Here is an 18049-nt window from a genome sequence, read left to right on the forward strand (position 1 = left end):
GACAGCGCCACCGCCGCGCCGTATCGGTCGGTTCGGGCGGAGGAGAACGAGATAGGTCCGAAGCGGTCGCTCCGGGACGGAGAACAAAGAGAGAAGAACGTCGGAGACGACCGCCGACGCTTAGATGTAGTCGATGGACTGCGGCAGTTCGAGCTTCATCCCCTTCCGCTCTCGAATCTCCATGATCTTCTCGCGCTGGAGGTTGTCCGAGAGGACGCGGAAGCCGGCGTTCTCGGTGTTCCAGGAGGCGCGGCCTTCGGTGGCCGAGCGGATGTCCGAGGAGAAGCCGATCATCTCTTCGACGGGCGCGATGCCCTCGATGACCATGAGGTCACCCTCTTGGTACATGTCGTCGACGCGGCCGCGGCGGCCCTGAATCTCGCCGGAGGCCGACCCCATGTGCTCGGAGGGAACGTCGATGCGGACGTCCTGGATGGGTTCGAGCAGCTTGATGTCCGCGTCGATGAGCGACCGGTGGACCGCGTCGCGGACGGCCGGGATGACCTGCGCGGGACCGCGGTGGATGGTGTCCTCGTGGAGCTTCGCGTCGTGGAGACGCAGCAGCGACCCCTGCACGGGTTCGGCGGCCAGCGGACCGTCGTCGAGCGCCTCTTCGAGACCCTCGATGACGAGTTCCATCGTCTCGTTGAGGTGCTGGATACCCTTCGTGTCGTCGATGAGGATGTTCGTCCCGTGGATGTGTTCGACGTCCTGGGAGGTGTCCTTGTCCATGCCGGCCTCCTGCAGCGCCTCGCGGCGCTCCAGTTCGGGCATGTCCATCGAGACTTCGCCGCGCTGGATCTGCTCGACGATGTCCTCGTTGAGGGGTTCGACCGTGATGTAGAACTTGTTGTGGCGGTTCGGGGAGACGCCCTCGACTTCGCGGGACTGCGACTGCGGCATCTCGCGGTAGACGACGATGGGTTCGCCGGTGACGACCGGGATGCCCTGATTCTTCTGGATGCGCTGGGTGATGACTTCGAGATGGAGTTCGCCCTGTCCGCTGATGAGGTGCTCGCCGGTGTCCTCGTTAATCTCGACGCGGATGGTCGGGTCCTCCTTTGCGACCTGCTGGAGCGTCTGGATGAGCTTCGGCAGGTCGTCCATGTTCTTCGCCTCGACGGACTTCGTGATGACGGGCTCGGAGATGTGCTCGATGGACTCGAACGGCGTCATCTCGACCGAGGAGACGGTCGAACCCGCGATGGCGTCGCGGAGACCCGTGACGGCCGCGATGTTCCCCGCGGGGACGCCGCGGTCGAGTTCCTCCCGTTCGCCGCCCATGAAGATACCGACGGACTGGACGCGGTTCTTCCCCGCCGTCCCGGAGACGTAGAGCTCTTGGCCCTTCTTGATGGTGCCGGAGAACAGGCGACCGGTCGCGATTTCGCCCGCGTGGGGGTCCATCGAGATGTCGGTCACCATGAAGACGACTTCGCCCTCGTCGTCGACGTCGCGCATCTGGTGTGCGAGGTCCAGTTCGTCGTCGCCGCGCCAGACGCGCGGGATACGACGGGGCTGGGCGTTGAGCGGGTTCGGGAAGTGCTCGGCGACCATGTCGAGAACGACGTCAGAAAGCGGCGTCTTCTCGTGGAGCTCTTGGCGCTTGTCGGCGCGTTCGAGCTCGATGATGTCGCCGAACGACATGCCCGTCTCCTGCATCGACGGGAGCGAGACGCCCCACTTGTAGAGGGCGGACCCGAAGGCGACGGTGCCGTCTTCGACGGAGACCGTCCAGTCCTCGACGTCGTCCATGTCCTGCGTCATCCCGCGGATGAGCTCGTTGACGTCGCCGATGACGTCGGTGAGACGCTGCTGCATCTCCTCGGGACCTTCCTGCAGTTCCGAGATGAGGCGGTCGACCTTGTTGATGAACAGCGCGGGCTTGACGCCCTCGCGGAGGGCCTGACGAACGACAGTTTCGGTCTGCGGCATCGCACCCTCGACGGCGTCCACGACGACGAGTGCGCCGTCGACGGCGCGCATCGCGCGGGTCACGTCGCCACCGAAGTCGACGTGGCCCGGCGTGTCGATGAGGTTGATGAGGTGGTTACGGTCCTGGTACTCGTGGGTCATCGAGACGTTCGCCGCGTCGATGGTGATGCCACGTTCCTGTTCGTCCTCCTCCGTGTCCATCATCAGGCGGGTCGCTTCGCCTTCGTCGGCGATCATCCCGGCACCCGCGAGGAGGTTGTCTGTCAGTGTCGTCTTTCCGTGGTCGACGTGAGCTGCGATGGCGATGTTCCGGATCTGCTCCGGTTTGTCCATCAGTTTCTCACACTCTTGTACAATCTTCTTTCGTCGGCCCATTATACAGCACCGTACCGGAAGGAGGGTCAAAAGGGTAGTGTTTTGCCGGTGGTGAAACGGCCGGATTCGACCGCCTCTCGCCCCGGTATGTCTATTTCTCACACAATCGTCGCGAGCGACGGGCGCGGGAATCCGGACGGCCGCGAGCGCGCCCCTCGGCCGCGTTCTCCGCTCGACGACGCCGGAGCGGCGTCGGCGCAAGAGTCATACCCGACGACCCCGTGATAACGGAACGCATGGATTTACGGATACGAGGGTCCGCGCCGGCGGACCCCTTCTTGAGCGCCGTCGACCTTTTCGAGACGGAGTACGACCTCGACCGACCGGTACACGTCGACGTCCGAGAGGACCCCGACGAGCGCACGTGGGCCGCCCACTACGAGGACCGGCACGTCCTCAACATCTCGCGGCAGGCCGCCACGAGTGCGATGGCCCGCGAACTCGTCCTCCACGAACTCTCTCACATGGCTCGCAACGAGGAGCGACACGCCTCCCACGTTCAGTCCACGGAGGAAGCCATCTTTCTGGCGCTGTCGGGGAGTTCGGTCGAACGACGAAAAGTCGCGCACTGCTACCAGATAGCCAACCACATGAAGGACATCTACGCCGACGACATCACGCTCTCTGTCGCCCCGGCGGAGAAACTCGTCCACTTCCTCGAATCGGAACTGGCGCGGGCGTTGGCGGCCAAGCCGGGCCCGTCGCCGTGGCCCGACTCCAGACTCGTCACCGCCGACGCCGACCCCGAGATAACCGCCGTCAACGCGGCGTTCGCACTCGCTCTCGTCGAACGGCACGACGTAGTGGACGAGAGCCACCGACTGTACGACCTCGCGCACGCGGCCGCGGACGACGCGCCGACGGTCGAACTCGAAGCGTTCAAACGCGAGTTCCGGTCGCTCGCCGCCGACCCCACGGAGAGCGACTACCGGAAGGCGCTCGTCGACGTGACGCGCCAGTACGCGGTCGAGACTACGAATCACGCGACGGCGGCGGACTGAGAGAAGGCGACCGGCGAACGGCGTCGGAGACGCCGCGCGTCCGACGCGTCGCTGTCGGAACGCGAAGAGAGGAGAGAAGACGGAGAGCGAAGTTCGGAGTTTAGCGGGCCGCTTCCGCGACGCGCTCGGACTCTTCCTTCTGGTTGATAGCGTACGACTGGACGTCGTAGTCCGCGGCGGCGACGAGCTGCTGGGCGAGCGCTTCCGCGGCGCTCGTCTTCGACTTGTAGGACGCGCTCTTCGTCCCCTCGGCGATGAACATCAGCGCCTGATCGACGCGGCGCTGGGGCGCGACGTCGACGGCCTGCGGGACGGAGATGCCCCCGTACTTCAGGCGGACCGTCTCCTCGCGCGGGGCGGCGTTCTCCACGGCGCGGACGAGAATCTGAACGGGGTTCTCGTCGGTGCGGTCGTGGACGATCTCGAAGGCGTCCTTCGTGATCTTCATCGTCTTCTGCTTGTCGCCCGTGTTGTCCTCGCTCTGCATGAGGCGGTTGATGAGGCGCTCGACGATGCTGATCTCGCTTTTCTTGAACTGCTTGGAGGCGTGACGGCCCATCGTGTGGGCGATGGGGGTGACGTTGATGTACCGCTCCGTCGAGGGGTCGGTGTACTCGATCTCGGTCACGTCCCAGACGCCGAACAGTTGGGCGTTCGATGCCGCTTCCTCGCTGTCGGCCGGCGCGTCCGGCTCGGGTGCGTCGCTCTCAGACATGTTAGCGCACCGGCTTCTCTGCGTTACCGCGGACGAGTTCGAGCATCGCCACGCCGTTGACCTTGTCGACCTTGTAGTTCACGCCCGAGAGGTCGCCCATCGCGCGACCCTTCGCACCGCCGATACCGGCGATGGTGACCTCGTCGTGCTCGTCGATGAACGAGATAGCGCCGTCACCGGGACAGAACGCGGTGACCTGCTTCCCGTTCTTGATGAGCTGAACGCGGACGCACTTTCGAATCGCCGAGTTCGGCTGCTTTGCTTCGATACCGACCTTCTCCAGCACGATACCGCGAGCCTGCGGTGCGCCTTCGAGGGGGTCGGACTTCTTCCGGAGACCACGTTCGCGGCGCGCGTACTCGGAGTCGGACCAGCGCCGCTTCTGCCGGTCCTGCTTGAGTTTGCGCGCGGCGTATTTGCCGTTCGCCATAGTGGACGTGTCTTCCCGATGGAGATACTTAAGCCTCCCTTTTCGAACCGTGCGAGACGCCCGCAGGTTCGATTAGCGCCCCCTAAGAAGGAATCTGAGGACGTTTCGTCGATCGGAGTTACGCGCTCTCCGGACGGCGTAGGTCGAAAGCGCGTCGGAGAAGTCGTCTCGCCGAGGTCGGCGGGGGACGTTGGGGTTCGACTAGGTGTCGCCGGACCACCTCGAACGACTCTCGGTGTCGCCGTGCGTCACGTCCACGGGGTCTACCACCCGATGGTCGGCGGGCGGCGACACCGGCAGGTCCCACTCGTCGCAGGCGCGCTTGAGTCGGTCCGCCACCTCGCCCTGCACCTTGGGGACGTTCGCCTCGCGGGGGTCGCCGACCCAGTACGTCACTTCGACCCACACTGAGTCCTCGTCGAATTCGTCGACGTTGGCGGTGGGACGCGGTCGTTCTCGGACGCCCTCCGCGCCGAGTGCGGCGCGTTCCAACACCGCCGCCGCCCGGTCGACGTCCACGACGTACCCGAACGGGAGTCGCTCGGTGAACGCGACGCGTCGTCGGTTGTACGGGCGGACGACCGTGTTCGCGGAGAGTTCGCTGTTCGGGATGGTCACTTCGTGCCCCTCGATGGTCCGCAGCTGCGTCGTCCGGTACCGGATGGCGACGACGACGCCGGTGTACTCGTCCCACTCGATGTGGTCTCCGACGTTGAAGTCCCTGTCCGCGACGAGGAAGACGCCGCTGACGAGGTTGCCGATGGCGTCCTGCCCGGCGATACCGAGTGCGACGGACGCCCCCGCGACGACGATGGCGGACCGGGTGAGCGACGGACCGTACCCCGCGACGGAGACGGCGGTGACGAACGCGACGATGGCGACGAACGCGACGAAGTAACGCCCCGTCGCCGCGGTCAACGTCTCGTTGTTGGGGTTGCGCCGACGGACGACGCGCACGACGGCCGGGGTGACGACGTACCGCCCGACGAGGTAGACGACGACGAACGCGACGACGGCGAGGACGTACTGGTCCACCGCCTCCGTGGCCTCCTCGACGGGGACGTCCGGCGCCGCCTGACCGACGACCGCTTCGAGCATACCGGTCGGTTCACGAGCGAATCACAAAAGTGCGGTCGCAGAACGCGTCGGTCGCGGAATCGGAGGCGGGACGCCTCAGGTGAGTTGGATGTCGTCGATGTCGTAGTGCCGGCGCGCCAGCGTGCGCGCCGTCTCGATGTTCTTCCCCTCTTTCCCGATGGCGACGCCGCGGTCCTCGTCTGCGACTTCGACGTAGGCGACGCGGTCGTCCTGCTGAGAGATGGTCACGTGTCGGACCGCCGCGGGCGCCAGCGCACTCGCGACGAACGCCTCGGACGTGTCGGCGTCCTCGACGAGTTCGACCGACCGACCGATCTTCTCTTCGACCTTCTTGACGTTCTGCCCGCCGGGGCCGATGGCTTGGCCCATCTCGCCGGCGGCGACCAGGATGACCACCCGGTCGTCGAACGTCAGGCAGTCCCTCGCCGTCGCCCCCGTCTCGTCCTCGAAGAGGGCGATGTAGCGGCGTTCGGCGTCCGACAGCGTGACTTTCATATCGTCTCCCTCAGTCGTCCGCGGGGTTTATCGAACCCATGCGCAGGTCCACGTCGCCGGTGCCGATGGATATCGGCTTGCCGACGATGACGTTCTCGATGACGCCGTCTAAGTCGTCCTCCTCGCCGTGGATGGCCGCGTCCAGCAGGTGGTTGACCGTCACCTCGAACGCGGCGCGGGCGAGGACGGAGTCCTTCGACCCGGAGATGCCGTGGCGGCCGATGGACTCTATCTCGCCGCGGTTCGTCATGATGTCCGCGACCAACATCAGGTGGCGGACGTTCACGTCGTCGAGGCCCTGTTCGCGCAGGGTGTCCATCGTCTCGTTGATGATGGCCTCGCGGGCCGCCTCGATGCCGAGTTCGCGGTGGACTTCGTGGATGTTGTTACTCGTCGTGCGCGAGGCGTCGACGCCCTCGATGGAGAGGACGTCGCCGAAGGCCGAACCCTCGGTGTAGAGGACGAACTCCTCGCGTCCGGTCTCCTCGTTTTCCTCCTTGCGGATGACGACGCGGGAGATGTCCTCGATGCCCTTGAAGACGATTTCGCGCAGTTCCTCCACGAGTTGGAGGAGTCGGCGGTAGCTCGGCGCTTCGGGACCGAACTCGATGACGGTGCCCGAACGGTTCGTGCTCACGCCGAGGGCGTCCTCGATGGTCTCGGCTATCTCTTGGGCGACGGTGTCGACGTCGTTCTCGGTGGGCCACCGCTCCATCAGGGTGTCCTCGTTCAAGTCCACCTGCACGAGCATGTCCGCGACGTTCGTCGAGACGTCGCCGAGGGCGAGAATCTTCGTGGCCTCCATCGACCAGACGACTTCGTGGGCCTTCTCTCGCTCCGTGGCGTACTCGCCTTCGAGCGGAACCGTCATCATCGGCGTGTCGGGCGTCTTCCGCGCGTCCACGAGTTCGATGAGGCGCGGAAGTCCCTGCGTCACGTCGATTTCGGCGACGCCCGCGTAGTGGAACGTGTTCATCGTCATCTGCGTCCCGGGTTCCCCGATGGACTGGGCGGACACCGTTCCGACGGGGTCGAGGGGGTCCACGCGCGTGTCCTGATGGCGGGCTTCGACCGCCCGCGCTATCTCGTCGGCTTGCTCGGGCGTGACGCCCTCGCGTTCGTCGACGGTGCTGTAGATGCGCTCTTTCAGCCGTCGGGGGAGGTCGTGGTCCTCGATGACGGCTTCGACGTCTTCGGTTACGTACTCGTAGTCAGTCATCCGAGTTCACCCCCGTGGCCTTGTCGAGGCCCGGACCGGCGTACTCCGAGAGGTTCGTCGGCGGTTCGCGGGTGCCGAGGAACCGCTCTTTCTCCTCTTCCGTGGCGAACTCCGCGTCGAGGACGCGGTCGGCGATGTTGTCCACGTCGATGCCGTCGCCGGCGTCCGAGGACACCTTCACGGGCGAGGTGCCGTCCTCGCCGAACTCGAACTGGACGATGGTGCCCGAGGTGTCGCGCACCGTGCCGTCGTACTGCGCTTCGAGTTCCGACAGCGCGTTGATGAGGCGACGCTGGAGGTACCCGGACTTCGACGTCCGGACTGCCGTGTCGACCAGCCCTTCGCGGCCGCCCATCGCGTGGAAGAAGAACTCCCGCGGGGTCAGACCGCTCCGGTAACTGTTCTCGACGAAGCCGTGCGCGCCCGCGGAGAGGTCTTCCTTCTGGAAGTGGCTGAGCGTCCGCCCCTCGTACCCGCGGTTGATGCGCTCGCCGCGAACCGCCTGCTGGCCGACGCAGCCGGCCATCTGAGTCAGGTTCAGCATCGAACCGCGCGCCCCGGACCGGGCCATGACCACGGCCGGGTTGTCGTCGGTGAAGTGGTCCTCCGCGATTTCGCCGGCGGAGTCGCGGGCCTTGCCGAGCTGCTGCATTATCTTCATCTCCAGCGTCTCGTCGACGGAGCGACCCGGCAGCGATTCGAGCTCGCCGGCCTCGTAGATGTCGATGAGCTCCTGCACGCGGTCGTAGGCGTTGCCGATGGCCTCGTCGACCTGTTCGTTCGCCTCCTCCGGAATCGACTCGTCGTCGATGCCGATGGAGAACCCGAAGTGCATGATGGCGCGCATCGCCAGCGAGGCGACTTCGTTGACGAACACCCGAGAGCGGGTCTTCGAGTACACCTTCGCCAGCGTGTCCACGATTTCGCCGCCGAACGCGCCGACGGCGTCCTCGTCGATGGTGCCGGCGACGAGCTGGCCGTCCTCGATTATCACGTCGTCGCCCGTCGAGGAGGTGAACTGGAGGTTCAGGTCGTCGGGCAGCAGTTCCGAGAACAGCTGTCGACCCGTCCAGTAGGGCGTGCCGTCCTCGTACTCGCCCGCCGGTTCGGGGAGCGTGTCGATGCTCGTCGCACGTAGCAGGTCCAGCGCCTGCGTCTCCGTGAACTCGGGGTTGCCGTTCGTCAGCAGGTACGTCCCGGAGATGTGGTCCTGAATCGCGCCGATGATGTTCTCACCGAAGCGCGGGCTGAGAATCTGCTCCTGCACGCGCATGAGGACGCGCGCCTCGGCGCGGGACTCCTCCGTCTGCAGGGCGTGCATGTTCATCTCGTCGCCGTCGAAGTCGGCGTTGTACGGCGGACAGACGACGGTGTTGAGGCGGAACGTCTTGTACGGCATCACGACGACTTCGTGCGCCATGATGGACATCCGGTGCAGCGACGGCTGTCGGTTGAAGATGACGATGTCGCCGTCGATGAGGTGCCGGTTGACCTCCCAGCCGGCCTCGACCTTCTCTGCGAGTTCCTCGCAGTTCTTCTCGGTCACCTTCAGACGGCGGCCGTCGGGGCGCTTGACGTAGTTCGCGCCGGGGTGACCCTCGGGCCCGTTGCGGACGTACTGTTGGGCCTGTTCGAGGTTCCGCTGGGTCACGTTCATCGTCTGGGTCATCTCGCGGGCGACCCGTTCGGGGACGCCGACTTCGTTCAGAGACAGCGTCGGGTCCGGCGAGATGACGGTACGCGCCGAGAAGTTCACGCGCTTCCCGGAGAGCGACCCGCGGAAGCGGCCCTCCTTCCCCTTCAGGCGCTGGCTGAGCGTCTTCAGCGGACGGCCGGAGCGGTGTCGCGCGGGCGGCGTGCCCGAGATTTCGTTGTCGATGAACGTCGTGACGTGGTACTGGAGCAGTTCCCACAGGTCCTCGATGATGAGCTGCGGGGCACCCGCCTCGCGGTTCTCCATGAACCGCTGGTTGATGCGGATGATGTCGACCAGCTTGTGCGTCAGGTCGTCCTCGGAGCGTTGGCCGTTGTCGAGCGTGATGGACGGACGCGCCGTCACCGGCGGCACCGGCAGGACGGTCAGAATCATCCACTCGGGGCGGGCGCGACTCGGGTCGACGCCCAGCGTCTCGATGTCCTCGTCCGGGATGTCCTCGAACCAGTCGCGGATGTCCGAGGGCATCAGCTTGTTCATGTCCTCCTCGGTGAGGTCCATGTCGAGGGCCTTCTCCAGCTTCTTGCGGTCCTCGCCGACGGGGCGGAACTCGCCGGAGAGGATCTGGTTGATGCGGCTCACGTCGAGCCCCGTCTTGTCCGCGAGTTCGCTGGGGCCGATGCCCTCGTCGTCCTCGTCGTCGGGGTCCGGCTGCATCGCGTCGGCGATGCGCTCGGAGTAGTCGCCCGCGAGGACGTCTTGGACCTCGTAGTAGGTGGTCGGCTTCTCGTGTTTGATGTCGTGCTGGGGGGAGCCGCAGTGGGGGCACCGCTTCGCCTTCCGAGCCTGTCGGACGGCGGACTTCAGCACGTTCGTCCAGTCCTCGCCGAGTTCGTGCGTCCGGTCGAGGCCCTCGCGGAACTCCGCTTGCTCCTCCTCGGTGAGCGCGAGGTGGCCGCACTCGCGGCACGTCGCGCGGAGGAGGCGACGGATGAGCTTCGTGAAGCCGACGTGGATGACGGGCGCGGCCAGTTCGATGTGGCCGAAGTGCCCGTTACACGACCCCGAGTGCTGGCCGCAGGTGCGGCACTGCAGGCCGGGGTCGATGACGCCGAGTCGGGGGTCCATCAGGCCCATGTCGATGGGGTACCCGTCGTCGTCGTAAGTGTCCGCGGTGATGACCTTCGTCGCGGACATGTCTCGGTACGTCTCCGGGTCCATCAGCCCGAACTGGATGGCTCCGATCTCTTTGGGTGTCTGCATTGACATTGTGTGGGGTGACAGGTGGTGGGGGTGGTTAGACCGCGTCCTCTAAGTCGAGTCGCGGTCGGATGCCGAGCGCGATCATCTCGTCGAGCAGCAGCTTGAACGCGTAGCTGATCTCTATCTCGTGGATGTTGTCCTCGTCGCCGGTGACGGGGTCGTAGATGCGGCGCTGGTCGCGGTCCTCGACGGCGACCATGCCGGTGTCGGCGGAGATGTACACCGTCTCCTTGTCGGAGGAGTCCAGCAGGCGTTCCTGCAGGACCATCGCCGCGCCGTGTCCGATGACGGTGTCGCGTTCCATCTCCCCGAGGCGAAGGCCACCCTCGCGGGCGCGACCCTCGGTCGGTTGTCGGGTGAGAACCTGCACGGGACCGCGGGAACGGGCGTGCAGCTTGTTGCTCACCATGTGGTACAGCTTGTGGTAGAAGATGATGCCGACGAATATCTCGGCCTCGATCTTCTCTCCGGTGACGCCGGAGTACATGACCTCCTTGCCGGAGGACTTGAACCCGTGTTCCTCCAAGGCGTTGCGGAGTTCGGACTCGTCTTCGCCTTGGAAGGCGGTCCCGTCCACGCGGCGGCCCTCGAGTGCGCCGACCTTGCCGCCGAGCATCTCGAGCACGTGACCGACCGTCATGCGCGACGGGAGGGCGTGCGGGTTGAGCACCAGGTCGGGGACGACGCCCTGTTCGGTGAAGGGCATGTCCTCCTGCGGCGCGAGGTGGCCGACGACACCCTTCTGGCCGTGGCGGGACGCGAACTTGTCGCCGAGTTCCGGAATCCGCTGGTCGCGGACCGACACCTTGGCGAGTTTCGAGCCGTCTTCGCCCTCCATCAGGGTGACGGTGTCGACGACGCCGGATTCGCCCGACCGCATCGTCACGGACGTCTCGCGGCGCTTCTGCGGCGAGAGACCGCCCATGTCGTCCGGCTCTTCGAGGAACCGCGGCGGCGACGTCTTCCCGAGGAGCACGGAGTTCTCGTCCACGCGCGTCTCGGGATTGACGAGACCGTCCTCGTCGAGGTGGGTGTACGCGTCTTCACCGCGCGCGCCGCGGACGTCCTGGCTGGGGACCTCGAATCGGTCCTCCTGTCCGCCGGGGTAGCGGCGTTCCTCGCCCTCGTAGGTCCGGAAGAAGTGCGACCGGGCCATCGCGCGGTCCACGGAGCCCTTGTTCATGACGAGTGCGTCCTCGATGTTGAACCCCTCGTAGGACATCACGGCGACGGTGAAGTTCTGCGCCGCCGGTCGCTCGTCGAATCCGATCTGTTCGGTCGTCTGCGTCTTCACCATCGACAACTGCGGGTAGTGCAGGAGGTGCTGACGCGTGTCGGGGCGGATGCGGTAGTTCGCCGCCGGAATCCCGAGCGACTGCTTCATCATCCCCGCGCCCATGGTAATGCGCGGCGAGGCGTTGTGCTCGGGGTACGGAATCATCCCCGACCCGATACTGAAGATGAGCGAGGGGTCGATTTCGAGGTGGGTGTGGTCCTGGGTGAGGTCCTCCTCGTCGACGGCGACGTAGATGTCCTCTTCCTCCTCGGCGTCGATGAACTCGATGTAGCCGCGTTCGACCAGGTCCTCGAACTCGAGTTCGCCCGCGTCGACCGCTTCTATCTCCTCGTCGCCGAGCAGGGGTTCGCCGTCCTCGACGACGATGAGGGGTCGCCGCGCGCGCCCCGCGTCGGCGTTGATTATGACCTCGCGGGTGCGCTCTTTGACGGAGACGTTGACCATCTCGCTGATGTCGCCGCGGCGGCGCGCCTCGCGAATCTGCTCCGCGAGTTGGTTGGGGTCGGGGTGCGTCCCGATCAAACTCCCGTTGACGTACACCTTCGCTTCTCGTGTTGCCTGAGCCATGTTTCAGTCGTCCGCAGGCGCCGACGTGGAGTCGGGGCGTTCGATTCCGGGGATGCCCTCGACGCCCATCGACGCGAGTTCTCGTTTGAGTTCCTGTTCGTCCTCGACGTTCTGGGAGAGCTCCATCGCCTGCGCGAAGTTCTTCACCAGCCCACAGTTCGGTCCCTCCGGCGTTTCGGAGGGGCCGATGCGACCCCACTGGGTCGCGTGCAGGTCCCGCGCCTCGAAGTGCGGCTGACTCCGCGAGAGCGGACTGCGGAGTCGGCGGAGGTGAGAGAGAACGCCCATGTAGTCCGTCCGGTCGACCAACTGGGAGACGCCGGAGCGGCCGCCGACCCAGTTCCCGGTTGCGATGGGGTGTTCGAGACGTTCCGTGAGCACGTCCGAACGGACGACGGTGTTGACCGTCAACTGACGGTTACGCATGTTCGCGCGTTCCAGCTGGTACTTCACGTCGCGTGCGAGCTTGTTGAGCGCCGTCCGGAACAGGTCCTTCATCAGGTCGCCCGAGACCTTGAGGCGCTTGTTCGCGTAGTGGTCCTTGTCGTCGGAGTCGCGGCGCTGAAGCGCGAGCTCGAAGCACGCCTCGGCCATCCGGCAGAGGTAGAACGCCTTGTTGATGCGGACTTCCTCCTCCTCGACGCCCTCCTCGTGGAGGTGCGGGAGCAGGTAGCGGTCGATGACGTAGTTCGCCCGCTTCAGCTGGTAGTTCTTGCCCTGCCCGCCGGCGACGCGCTTCCCGAGCTTCTCGATGGCTTCTTCCTCGGTCTGGACCTCGGCCTCCTCTAAGTTCTCCAGCATGAACTTGACGACCTCGGGGTCGTCGGAGACGCGGTGGACGATCTCCTCGTCGGATTCGAGTCCGAGCGCGCGGACGAGGGTGACGAAGTTGACGCTGCCCGAGACCGAGGGGAACGACACTTCGAGGATGCCCTCGCGGTTGCGCTCACAGAGGACGAGCGCGCGGTACCCGCGGCGCTGGGAGAACGTCTTCGCGACCTGAATCTCGTCGCCGTACTTCGTGTCGTACTCGGCGAGAATCTTGTTCGGCGCGAGGTCCTCGGAGGTCATGAGGACGCGCTCCGAGCCGTTGACGATGAAGTAGCCGCCGGGGTCTACGGGGTCCTCGCCGATTTCGACGAGTTCCTCGTCGGAGAGGCCGGTGATGTTACACTTCGTAGAACCGACCATGATGGGCATGCGGCCCACCTTCGTCTCGGTCGTGTCGACGACGACTTCCTCTTCGTCCTCGCCGCCGCGGACGATGGACATCTCCATGAACACCGGCGCGGCGTAGGTGATGTTCCGGAGGCGCGCTTCCTGCGGGAACAGCAGTTCCTCGGAACCGTCGGCCTCGCGGACGCGGGGCGTCTCCACGCGCACGTCGCCCAGTTCGACGTACACGGGTTCTTCGCCCTCTTTGTCGCCGATGTCCGTATCGACGGTCGCCTTCTCGTCGACGACTTCCTGCATGCCGCGTTCGAGGAACGCGTTGAACGAGCGGAAGTGGTGTTCTGCGAGCCGTTCCTCCGAGAAGTACTCACGTGATACTACGCGTCGATCCTGTCGGTTCATTCGATCACCAGTCGGTATGTGACCGCCGTGTCCGTGGTACGGGAGTCACGAACGATTTTCACGACGTCGCCGACTTCCGCGTCGTCGGGCAACGCCTTGTCTGTCCGCTTTATCTTGGGTAGGTTCGTGCGGGTGACGTCGTACTCCGCCAGCACTTCCTCGACCTCCTCTTCGTCGAGGACCGTGTGCTCTGGAACCAGTTTGTGTTGGCTTACGTCTACCATGGGTGGTTAACGTGGGTGTGGGTTGGGGAAGAAGTTCTCACGGGATACTACAGCCTCGTTAGGGGAGCAGGCATTTAACGCTTGCCAACTGGACTCGAAAAGCACCGCTCATCGGCACGAGCGCAAAAGCGCGCTCGCACGACGGCTCGTGTTACTTGGCCACATTGTATGTCGTGGATAAATGCTTTCCGGCGGGCGGACTCGCGGTAGCGCACCCCACGGTGCGTCAAGATGATAAGCCTTATTTATAACACCGGGCAACGAAAGGATGGAGCCAGCCCGGGTGGTGTAGTGGCCCATCATACGACCCTGTCACGGTCGTGACGCGGGTTCAAATCCCGCCTCGGGCGCTTTCTCAGCGAACTATTCCGGCGAGCACCGCCTAGCGTGTGCTCGCCACCCGTGAGCGTCGAAAGCGGTTACGAAGGGATTTGAAGCAGGGAGTGAGCGCAGCGAACGACCGGGGTTCAAATCCCGCCTCGGGCGTTCTTCTGAAACTGACCGCCGAGCGAGGCGTCTCGTCGCCGAGCAATCAGAGCGACCGAAGCCCCGACTACGTCTCCGAGTCACCGACCAGCGGATGGGACCGACCGCCACACCGCACCAAACTGAAAAGCCTTAACAACTACTGCGGGAAAGAGACGGGTGAAGCGTGCCCGGGTGGTGTAGTGGCCCATCATACGACCCTGTCACGGTCGTGACGCGGGTTCAAATCCCGCCTCGGGCGCTTTCTCTGATTTCTACTCCCACAGCGAGGCGTTTTATCGCCGAGCGGGCGCGAGTAGAATCTGTGAGCGGTCACGAAGGGATTTGAACGAGGGAGCGACTGCAAAGGAGCGACCGGAGTTCACAATCCCGCCTCGGTCTCGTAAAACCGACCGCCGAGCGACGGCTATCTCGTCCGTATCTCGAACCGCGCGCCGCCCTCGTCGCTGTCGGTCAGCGTCACCTCCCAGTCGTGGGCCTCCGCGATACCGCGGACGATGCTGAGGCCGAATCCGGTTCCATCCTCGCCGGTGGAGAACCCACGCTCGAACGCGTTTTCGCGGTGCTCGGCGGGGACGCCGACGCCGTCGTCCTCGACGAAGAACCCCTCGCCGTCGTCGAGAGCGCCCACCCGGACGGTGATGCCGTTCAAACGGTTACTCGCGGAGCCGTGTTCGACGCTGTTCCGAAACAGGTTCTCGAGAATCGTCGTGAGGCGTTCGGGGTCGGCGTCGACCGTCGGCGGATCCGTCACGTCGAGAGTGGCGTCCCCCGTGGCGATGACGCGCCACGAACGTTCCGCCAGTTCCGCCACCCGCGTCGGTTCCGTCTCGCCGACGGCCTGTCCCTGTCGCGCGAGAGAGAGGAGGTCGGAGATGAGATGCGCCATTCGCTCGTGTGCGCGTTCGATTCGCTCGAAGTGGTCCGCCGCCTCCGGCGAATCGCAGGTTTCGCTTGCGAGGTCGAGATACCCCCGAGCGACCGAGAGCGGGTTTCTGAGGTCGTGGCTGACGACGCTGGCGAACTCCTCTAAGCGGTCGTTCTGGCGTTCGAGTTCGGCCTCGCGCGCCCGGAGGAGTTGCGTCCGTTCCGCTCGGTCGAGCGCCGCCTCCACCGTCGCACCCAGGAGGTTCATGAGCCGAACGTCGGACTCGTCGAACGTGTCGGGTTCGAGGACGCCGAACGAGAGGACGCCGTGGTCGCTCAGCGGAACGTACATCACGGACCCGACCCCCGTCCGGTCGTAAGCGTCGTCTATCTCCGCGGCGGAGTCGAAGACGGCCGGTTCGCCGGAATCGAATACCTTCCAGATGGCGTTCTCGTCCCGGAAGTACGGCGGTCGCTCGCCCAACACGTCGAGCGTCCGGTCGGACGCCGCCACCGACACGAGGGCGTCGTCGTCCTCGTCGTACAGGCGAAGGCCGTGGATGGGGTAGCCGAGGATGTCCTCGATGTCGTCTATCGCCACTTCGGCCACCTCCTCGGGCGTCTCCGCGCGCATCAGTCTCCGGGCCGTCTCGTGGAGACTGTTCAGCGTCCGCTCGTGGTGCTTTCGGTCCGTGATGTCGGTGTAGATGCCGTACACCCGGTTCGTGCCGCCGTCGGGGTCCAGCGGAACCGCCCGGAGGAGGAAGTCGCGGGTCCCGTGGGCCGTCTTCCGTCGCACCTCGCGTTCGACGGCGGCGCCGCCGACGGCGTCTCGGTTGTAGTCGTTCGCCGTCTCTCGATCCTCCGAGAGGACGATTACGTCGTCGATGTTCTCCCCCACGACGGTCGATTCGTCGTAGCCGAACACCTCCTCGAACGCCGGGTTGGTGCTTCTGACGATGGGTTCGCCGTCGACGTACTCGACGTCGATGATGGCGTCGCTCGCGTTCCGAAAGAGGACGGCGATTCGGTCGCGCTCCTCCCTGAGTGCGGCCTCGCGCGCCGCCCTGTCGAGGGCCGTCTCCGCGTTCGCCGCGAGGAGGCGGGTCAAATCGAGCGCACCCGGCGGGATGACCCGTCGCTCCGTCCCCGTGCTCCCGACGAGAAGCAGTCCGTGCTCGCCGAGGGGGACGACGATGGCCGGTCCGAGGCGCGCGGAGGCGCCGAATCGATCGCCCGTGTCCTCGAAGAGGCGCGGTTCGCCGGCGCGGAACAGTTCGTACGCATTCGTCTCCGGGCCGTACGTCCGGTCGAGTAACTCCGGGACCAACTCCCGCGCGGCGTCCGACGCCGCGATGGGGTCGATACGCCGCTCCTCGGGGTCGTGAGCGCCGAAGACCGCGATGTCGAGTTCGAGCACTTCGCTGGCCGTCCGGACGGTTATCTCCGCCACCTCGGCGGTGTCGCCGGCGCGAAGCAGTTCGCGGTTCGTCTCGTGGAGGCGCGTCAGAATCTCCTCCCGACCGCCTCCCCGGCCCGTGGTCGCCGCGTCCGCCTCGGCGGCGACGTGGCGAGCGATTCGGTCCGCGAGGACCGCGATACCGCGGGAGACGCCCCCGTCGTCGCCGGACGACGCTCCCTCGGCGGTGACCGCGCCCGACTCGCGAACGACGTCCGTGAAGCCGTCCCGCGCGCGCCGTTCGAGTTCGTCGTACGGTTCGGGCCCGTACGCGAGAATCGGCCCTCGATACCCCGCATCGCGGACGTGCGTCGGGAGGACGCCCGTCTCGACGAGGTCGATTACGACGCAGTCGGCGCTCTCGAACGCGTCGGCCGCCGAACCCCGACCGTCCGCCCGAGGCACGTCGGTGACGCCGGCGACGTCGTCCGGCGTCGCCTCGCGAACCGTGAACCCGTCGCCCGCCCCCTGAAGCGACGTCGCTACCGACCGTCTTCGCTCTTCGTCGCCGGAGACGTACAACACCGTCGTCATGGATGTGGGTGCCGGCCGAAGGAGCGTCCGACCGGCGTCTGCACGTACTCTGTCAGGGGGGCATATAAACGCCCACGGTAACGACACCCACGAGAAGCGCCGCGGACGCGAGGGGGATTTCGCGGTCAGACTGCGCCGACGAGCGCGGTTCCGACGGCCACCCCGACGAGCGCGGTTCCGAGCGTCACTGCGGCGTACCGGACGGCCTCGCCCTCCCGACCGTCGCGCGCGTCCGCCGCGACGGCGACGGCGAACGACGAGAACGTCGTGAACGCGCCGCAGAAGCCGGTTCCGAGCGCCGTCGCGACGACGGACGGTGGCGAGGCGGCGACGACTGCGCCGAGGACGACGCTCCCCAGCACGTTCACCGAGAGCGTCGCCCGGCGTCCGCTTTCGAGCGCCGTATCGACGCCGTACCGCGCGAGGGCGCCCGCCGACCCGCCGAGTCCGACGAGAACCGCCGGCGGGAGGTGACCCGCGGCGGCGACGACACCGCTCACCCGAAACGCCCTCCGACCGCGAGGCCCGCGAACGCCGCGGCGAAGCCGAGGGCGTAGTTCGCGCCGACGTTCGCCGCGCCCCACGTCGGACCGAGCGCGGCCGTCTGTACGGCGAACGTGCTGTACGTCGTAAACGAGGAGAGGAGGCCGGTCCCGAGGAGCACCTGCGCGCGGCGCGTCGGGGCGAACGCGAGCATCGCTCCGAGGAGGAAACTCCCCGCCACGTTCACCGCGAGGGTGCCCGCGGCCCCCGGCAGGGCGACGCCGACGCCGTACCGGAGCGTCGCGCCGACGAACCCGCCGGACGCGACGAGGAGCGGGTCGAGTCTGTCGGCCATGCGTACCGTCTTCCGCC

14 protein-coding genes and 2 tRNA genes are annotated in these 18049 nt (G+C 66.0%); 3 read left to right on the forward strand and 13 right to left on the reverse strand.

Going from position 1 to position 18049, the window contains the following annotated elements; translation table 11 throughout:
• Positions 1-120 precede the first annotated feature (120 nt).
• Entirely contained in the window at positions 121-2310 is a 2190-nt protein-coding gene (locus tag BLS11_RS12995) for an elongation factor EF-2 (protein ID WP_092538111.1), read from the reverse strand.
• 236 nt (positions 2311-2546) lie between these two features.
• Here BLS11_RS12995 and BLS11_RS13000 point away from each other — a divergent pair, with 236 nt between their 5' ends.
• Positions 2547-3311 carry a DUF5781 family protein gene (locus BLS11_RS13000; protein WP_092538113.1) on the forward strand — a complete coding sequence of 255 codons (765 nt, stop codon included), beginning with the start codon at positions 2547-2549 and terminating at the stop codon, positions 3309-3311.
• Positions 3312-3411: 100 nt separating this feature from the next.
• Here the strand turns inward: BLS11_RS13000 and BLS11_RS13005 are convergent, their stop codons facing one another.
• From BLS11_RS13005 to BLS11_RS13045, 9 genes are all read right to left on the reverse strand, one after another.
• Positions 3412-4026, reverse strand: a complete 615-nt coding sequence (locus BLS11_RS13005; RefSeq protein ID WP_092538115.1) for a 30S ribosomal protein S7 — start codon at positions 4024-4026, stop codon at positions 3412-3414.
• Position 4027: 1 nt separating this feature from the next.
• Complete coding sequence (locus BLS11_RS13010; RefSeq protein WP_092538117.1) at positions 4028-4456, reverse strand: 30S ribosomal protein S12; 429 nt, start codon at positions 4454-4456, stop codon at positions 4028-4030.
• A 201-nt stretch (positions 4457-4657) separates the two neighbouring features.
• Positions 4658-5554 (reverse strand): mechanosensitive ion channel family protein, encoded by an 897-nt coding sequence (locus BLS11_RS13015; RefSeq protein ID WP_092538119.1) that lies wholly within the window; start codon positions 5552-5554, stop codon positions 4658-4660.
• Positions 5555-5629: 75 nt separating this feature from the next.
• Positions 5630-6049, reverse strand: coding sequence for a NusA-like transcription termination signal-binding factor (locus BLS11_RS13020; RefSeq protein WP_092538121.1), 420 nt, complete (start codon positions 6047-6049; stop codon positions 5630-5632).
• Between the two features lie 10 nt (positions 6050-6059).
• On the reverse strand, positions 6060-7268 hold the full coding sequence (gene rpoA2 / locus BLS11_RS13025; protein ID WP_092538123.1) for a DNA-directed RNA polymerase subunit A'': 1209 nt from the start codon (positions 7266-7268) through the stop codon (positions 6060-6062).
• Positions 7261-10185: a DNA-directed RNA polymerase subunit A' gene (locus tag BLS11_RS13030; RefSeq protein WP_092538125.1), complete on the reverse strand. Its 2925-nt coding sequence runs from the start codon at positions 10183-10185 to the stop codon at positions 7261-7263. The genes rpoA2 and BLS11_RS13030 overlap by 8 nt, the downstream gene beginning before the upstream one ends.
• A gap of 34 nt (positions 10186-10219) precedes the next feature.
• Complete coding sequence (rpoB, locus tag BLS11_RS13035; RefSeq protein WP_092538127.1) at positions 10220-12049, reverse strand: DNA-directed RNA polymerase subunit B; 1830 nt, start codon at positions 12047-12049, stop codon at positions 10220-10222.
• 3 nt (positions 12050-12052) lie between these two features.
• Positions 12053-13624, reverse strand: coding sequence for a DNA-directed RNA polymerase subunit B'' (locus BLS11_RS13040; protein WP_092538129.1), 1572 nt, complete (start codon positions 13622-13624; stop codon positions 12053-12055).
• Positions 13621-13848: a DNA-directed RNA polymerase subunit H gene (locus tag BLS11_RS13045; RefSeq protein ID WP_092538131.1), complete on the reverse strand. Its 228-nt coding sequence runs from the start codon at positions 13846-13848 to the stop codon at positions 13621-13623. Before BLS11_RS13045 ends, BLS11_RS13040 begins: the two co-directional genes overlap by 4 nt.
• A 277-nt stretch (positions 13849-14125) precedes the next feature.
• Here BLS11_RS13045 and BLS11_RS13050 point away from each other — a divergent pair.
• Together BLS11_RS13050 and BLS11_RS13055 are read left to right on the forward strand one after the other, a co-directional pair.
• Positions 14126-14198, forward strand: a tRNA-Asp gene (locus tag BLS11_RS13050).
• A 304-nt stretch (positions 14199-14502) separates the two neighbouring features.
• Positions 14503-14575 (forward strand) — tRNA-Asp (locus BLS11_RS13055).
• 165 nt (positions 14576-14740) lie between these two features.
• Here BLS11_RS13055 and BLS11_RS13060 read toward each other — a convergent pair.
• The 3 genes from BLS11_RS13060 to BLS11_RS13070 form a co-directional block, all read right to left on the reverse strand.
• Positions 14741-17194 (reverse strand): GAF domain-containing protein, encoded by a 2454-nt coding sequence (locus BLS11_RS13060; RefSeq protein WP_092538133.1) that lies wholly within the window; start codon positions 17192-17194, stop codon positions 14741-14743.
• Positions 17195-17319: 125 nt separating this feature from the next.
• The gene (locus BLS11_RS13065) at positions 17320-17694 is read right to left on the reverse strand and encodes a fluoride efflux transporter FluC (RefSeq protein WP_092538135.1); all 375 of its coding nucleotides are present in this window, start codon (positions 17692-17694) and stop codon (positions 17320-17322) included.
• Positions 17691-18032 (reverse strand): CrcB family protein, encoded by a 342-nt coding sequence (locus BLS11_RS13070; RefSeq protein ID WP_092538137.1) that lies wholly within the window; start codon positions 18030-18032, stop codon positions 17691-17693. Before BLS11_RS13070 ends, BLS11_RS13065 begins: the two co-directional genes overlap by 4 nt.
• Positions 18033-18049: the final 17 nt, after the last annotated feature.

Source organism: Halopelagius longus (genome assembly GCF_900100875.1).
GTDB lineage: Archaea > Halobacteriota > Halobacteria > Halobacteriales > Haloferacaceae > Halopelagius > Halopelagius longus.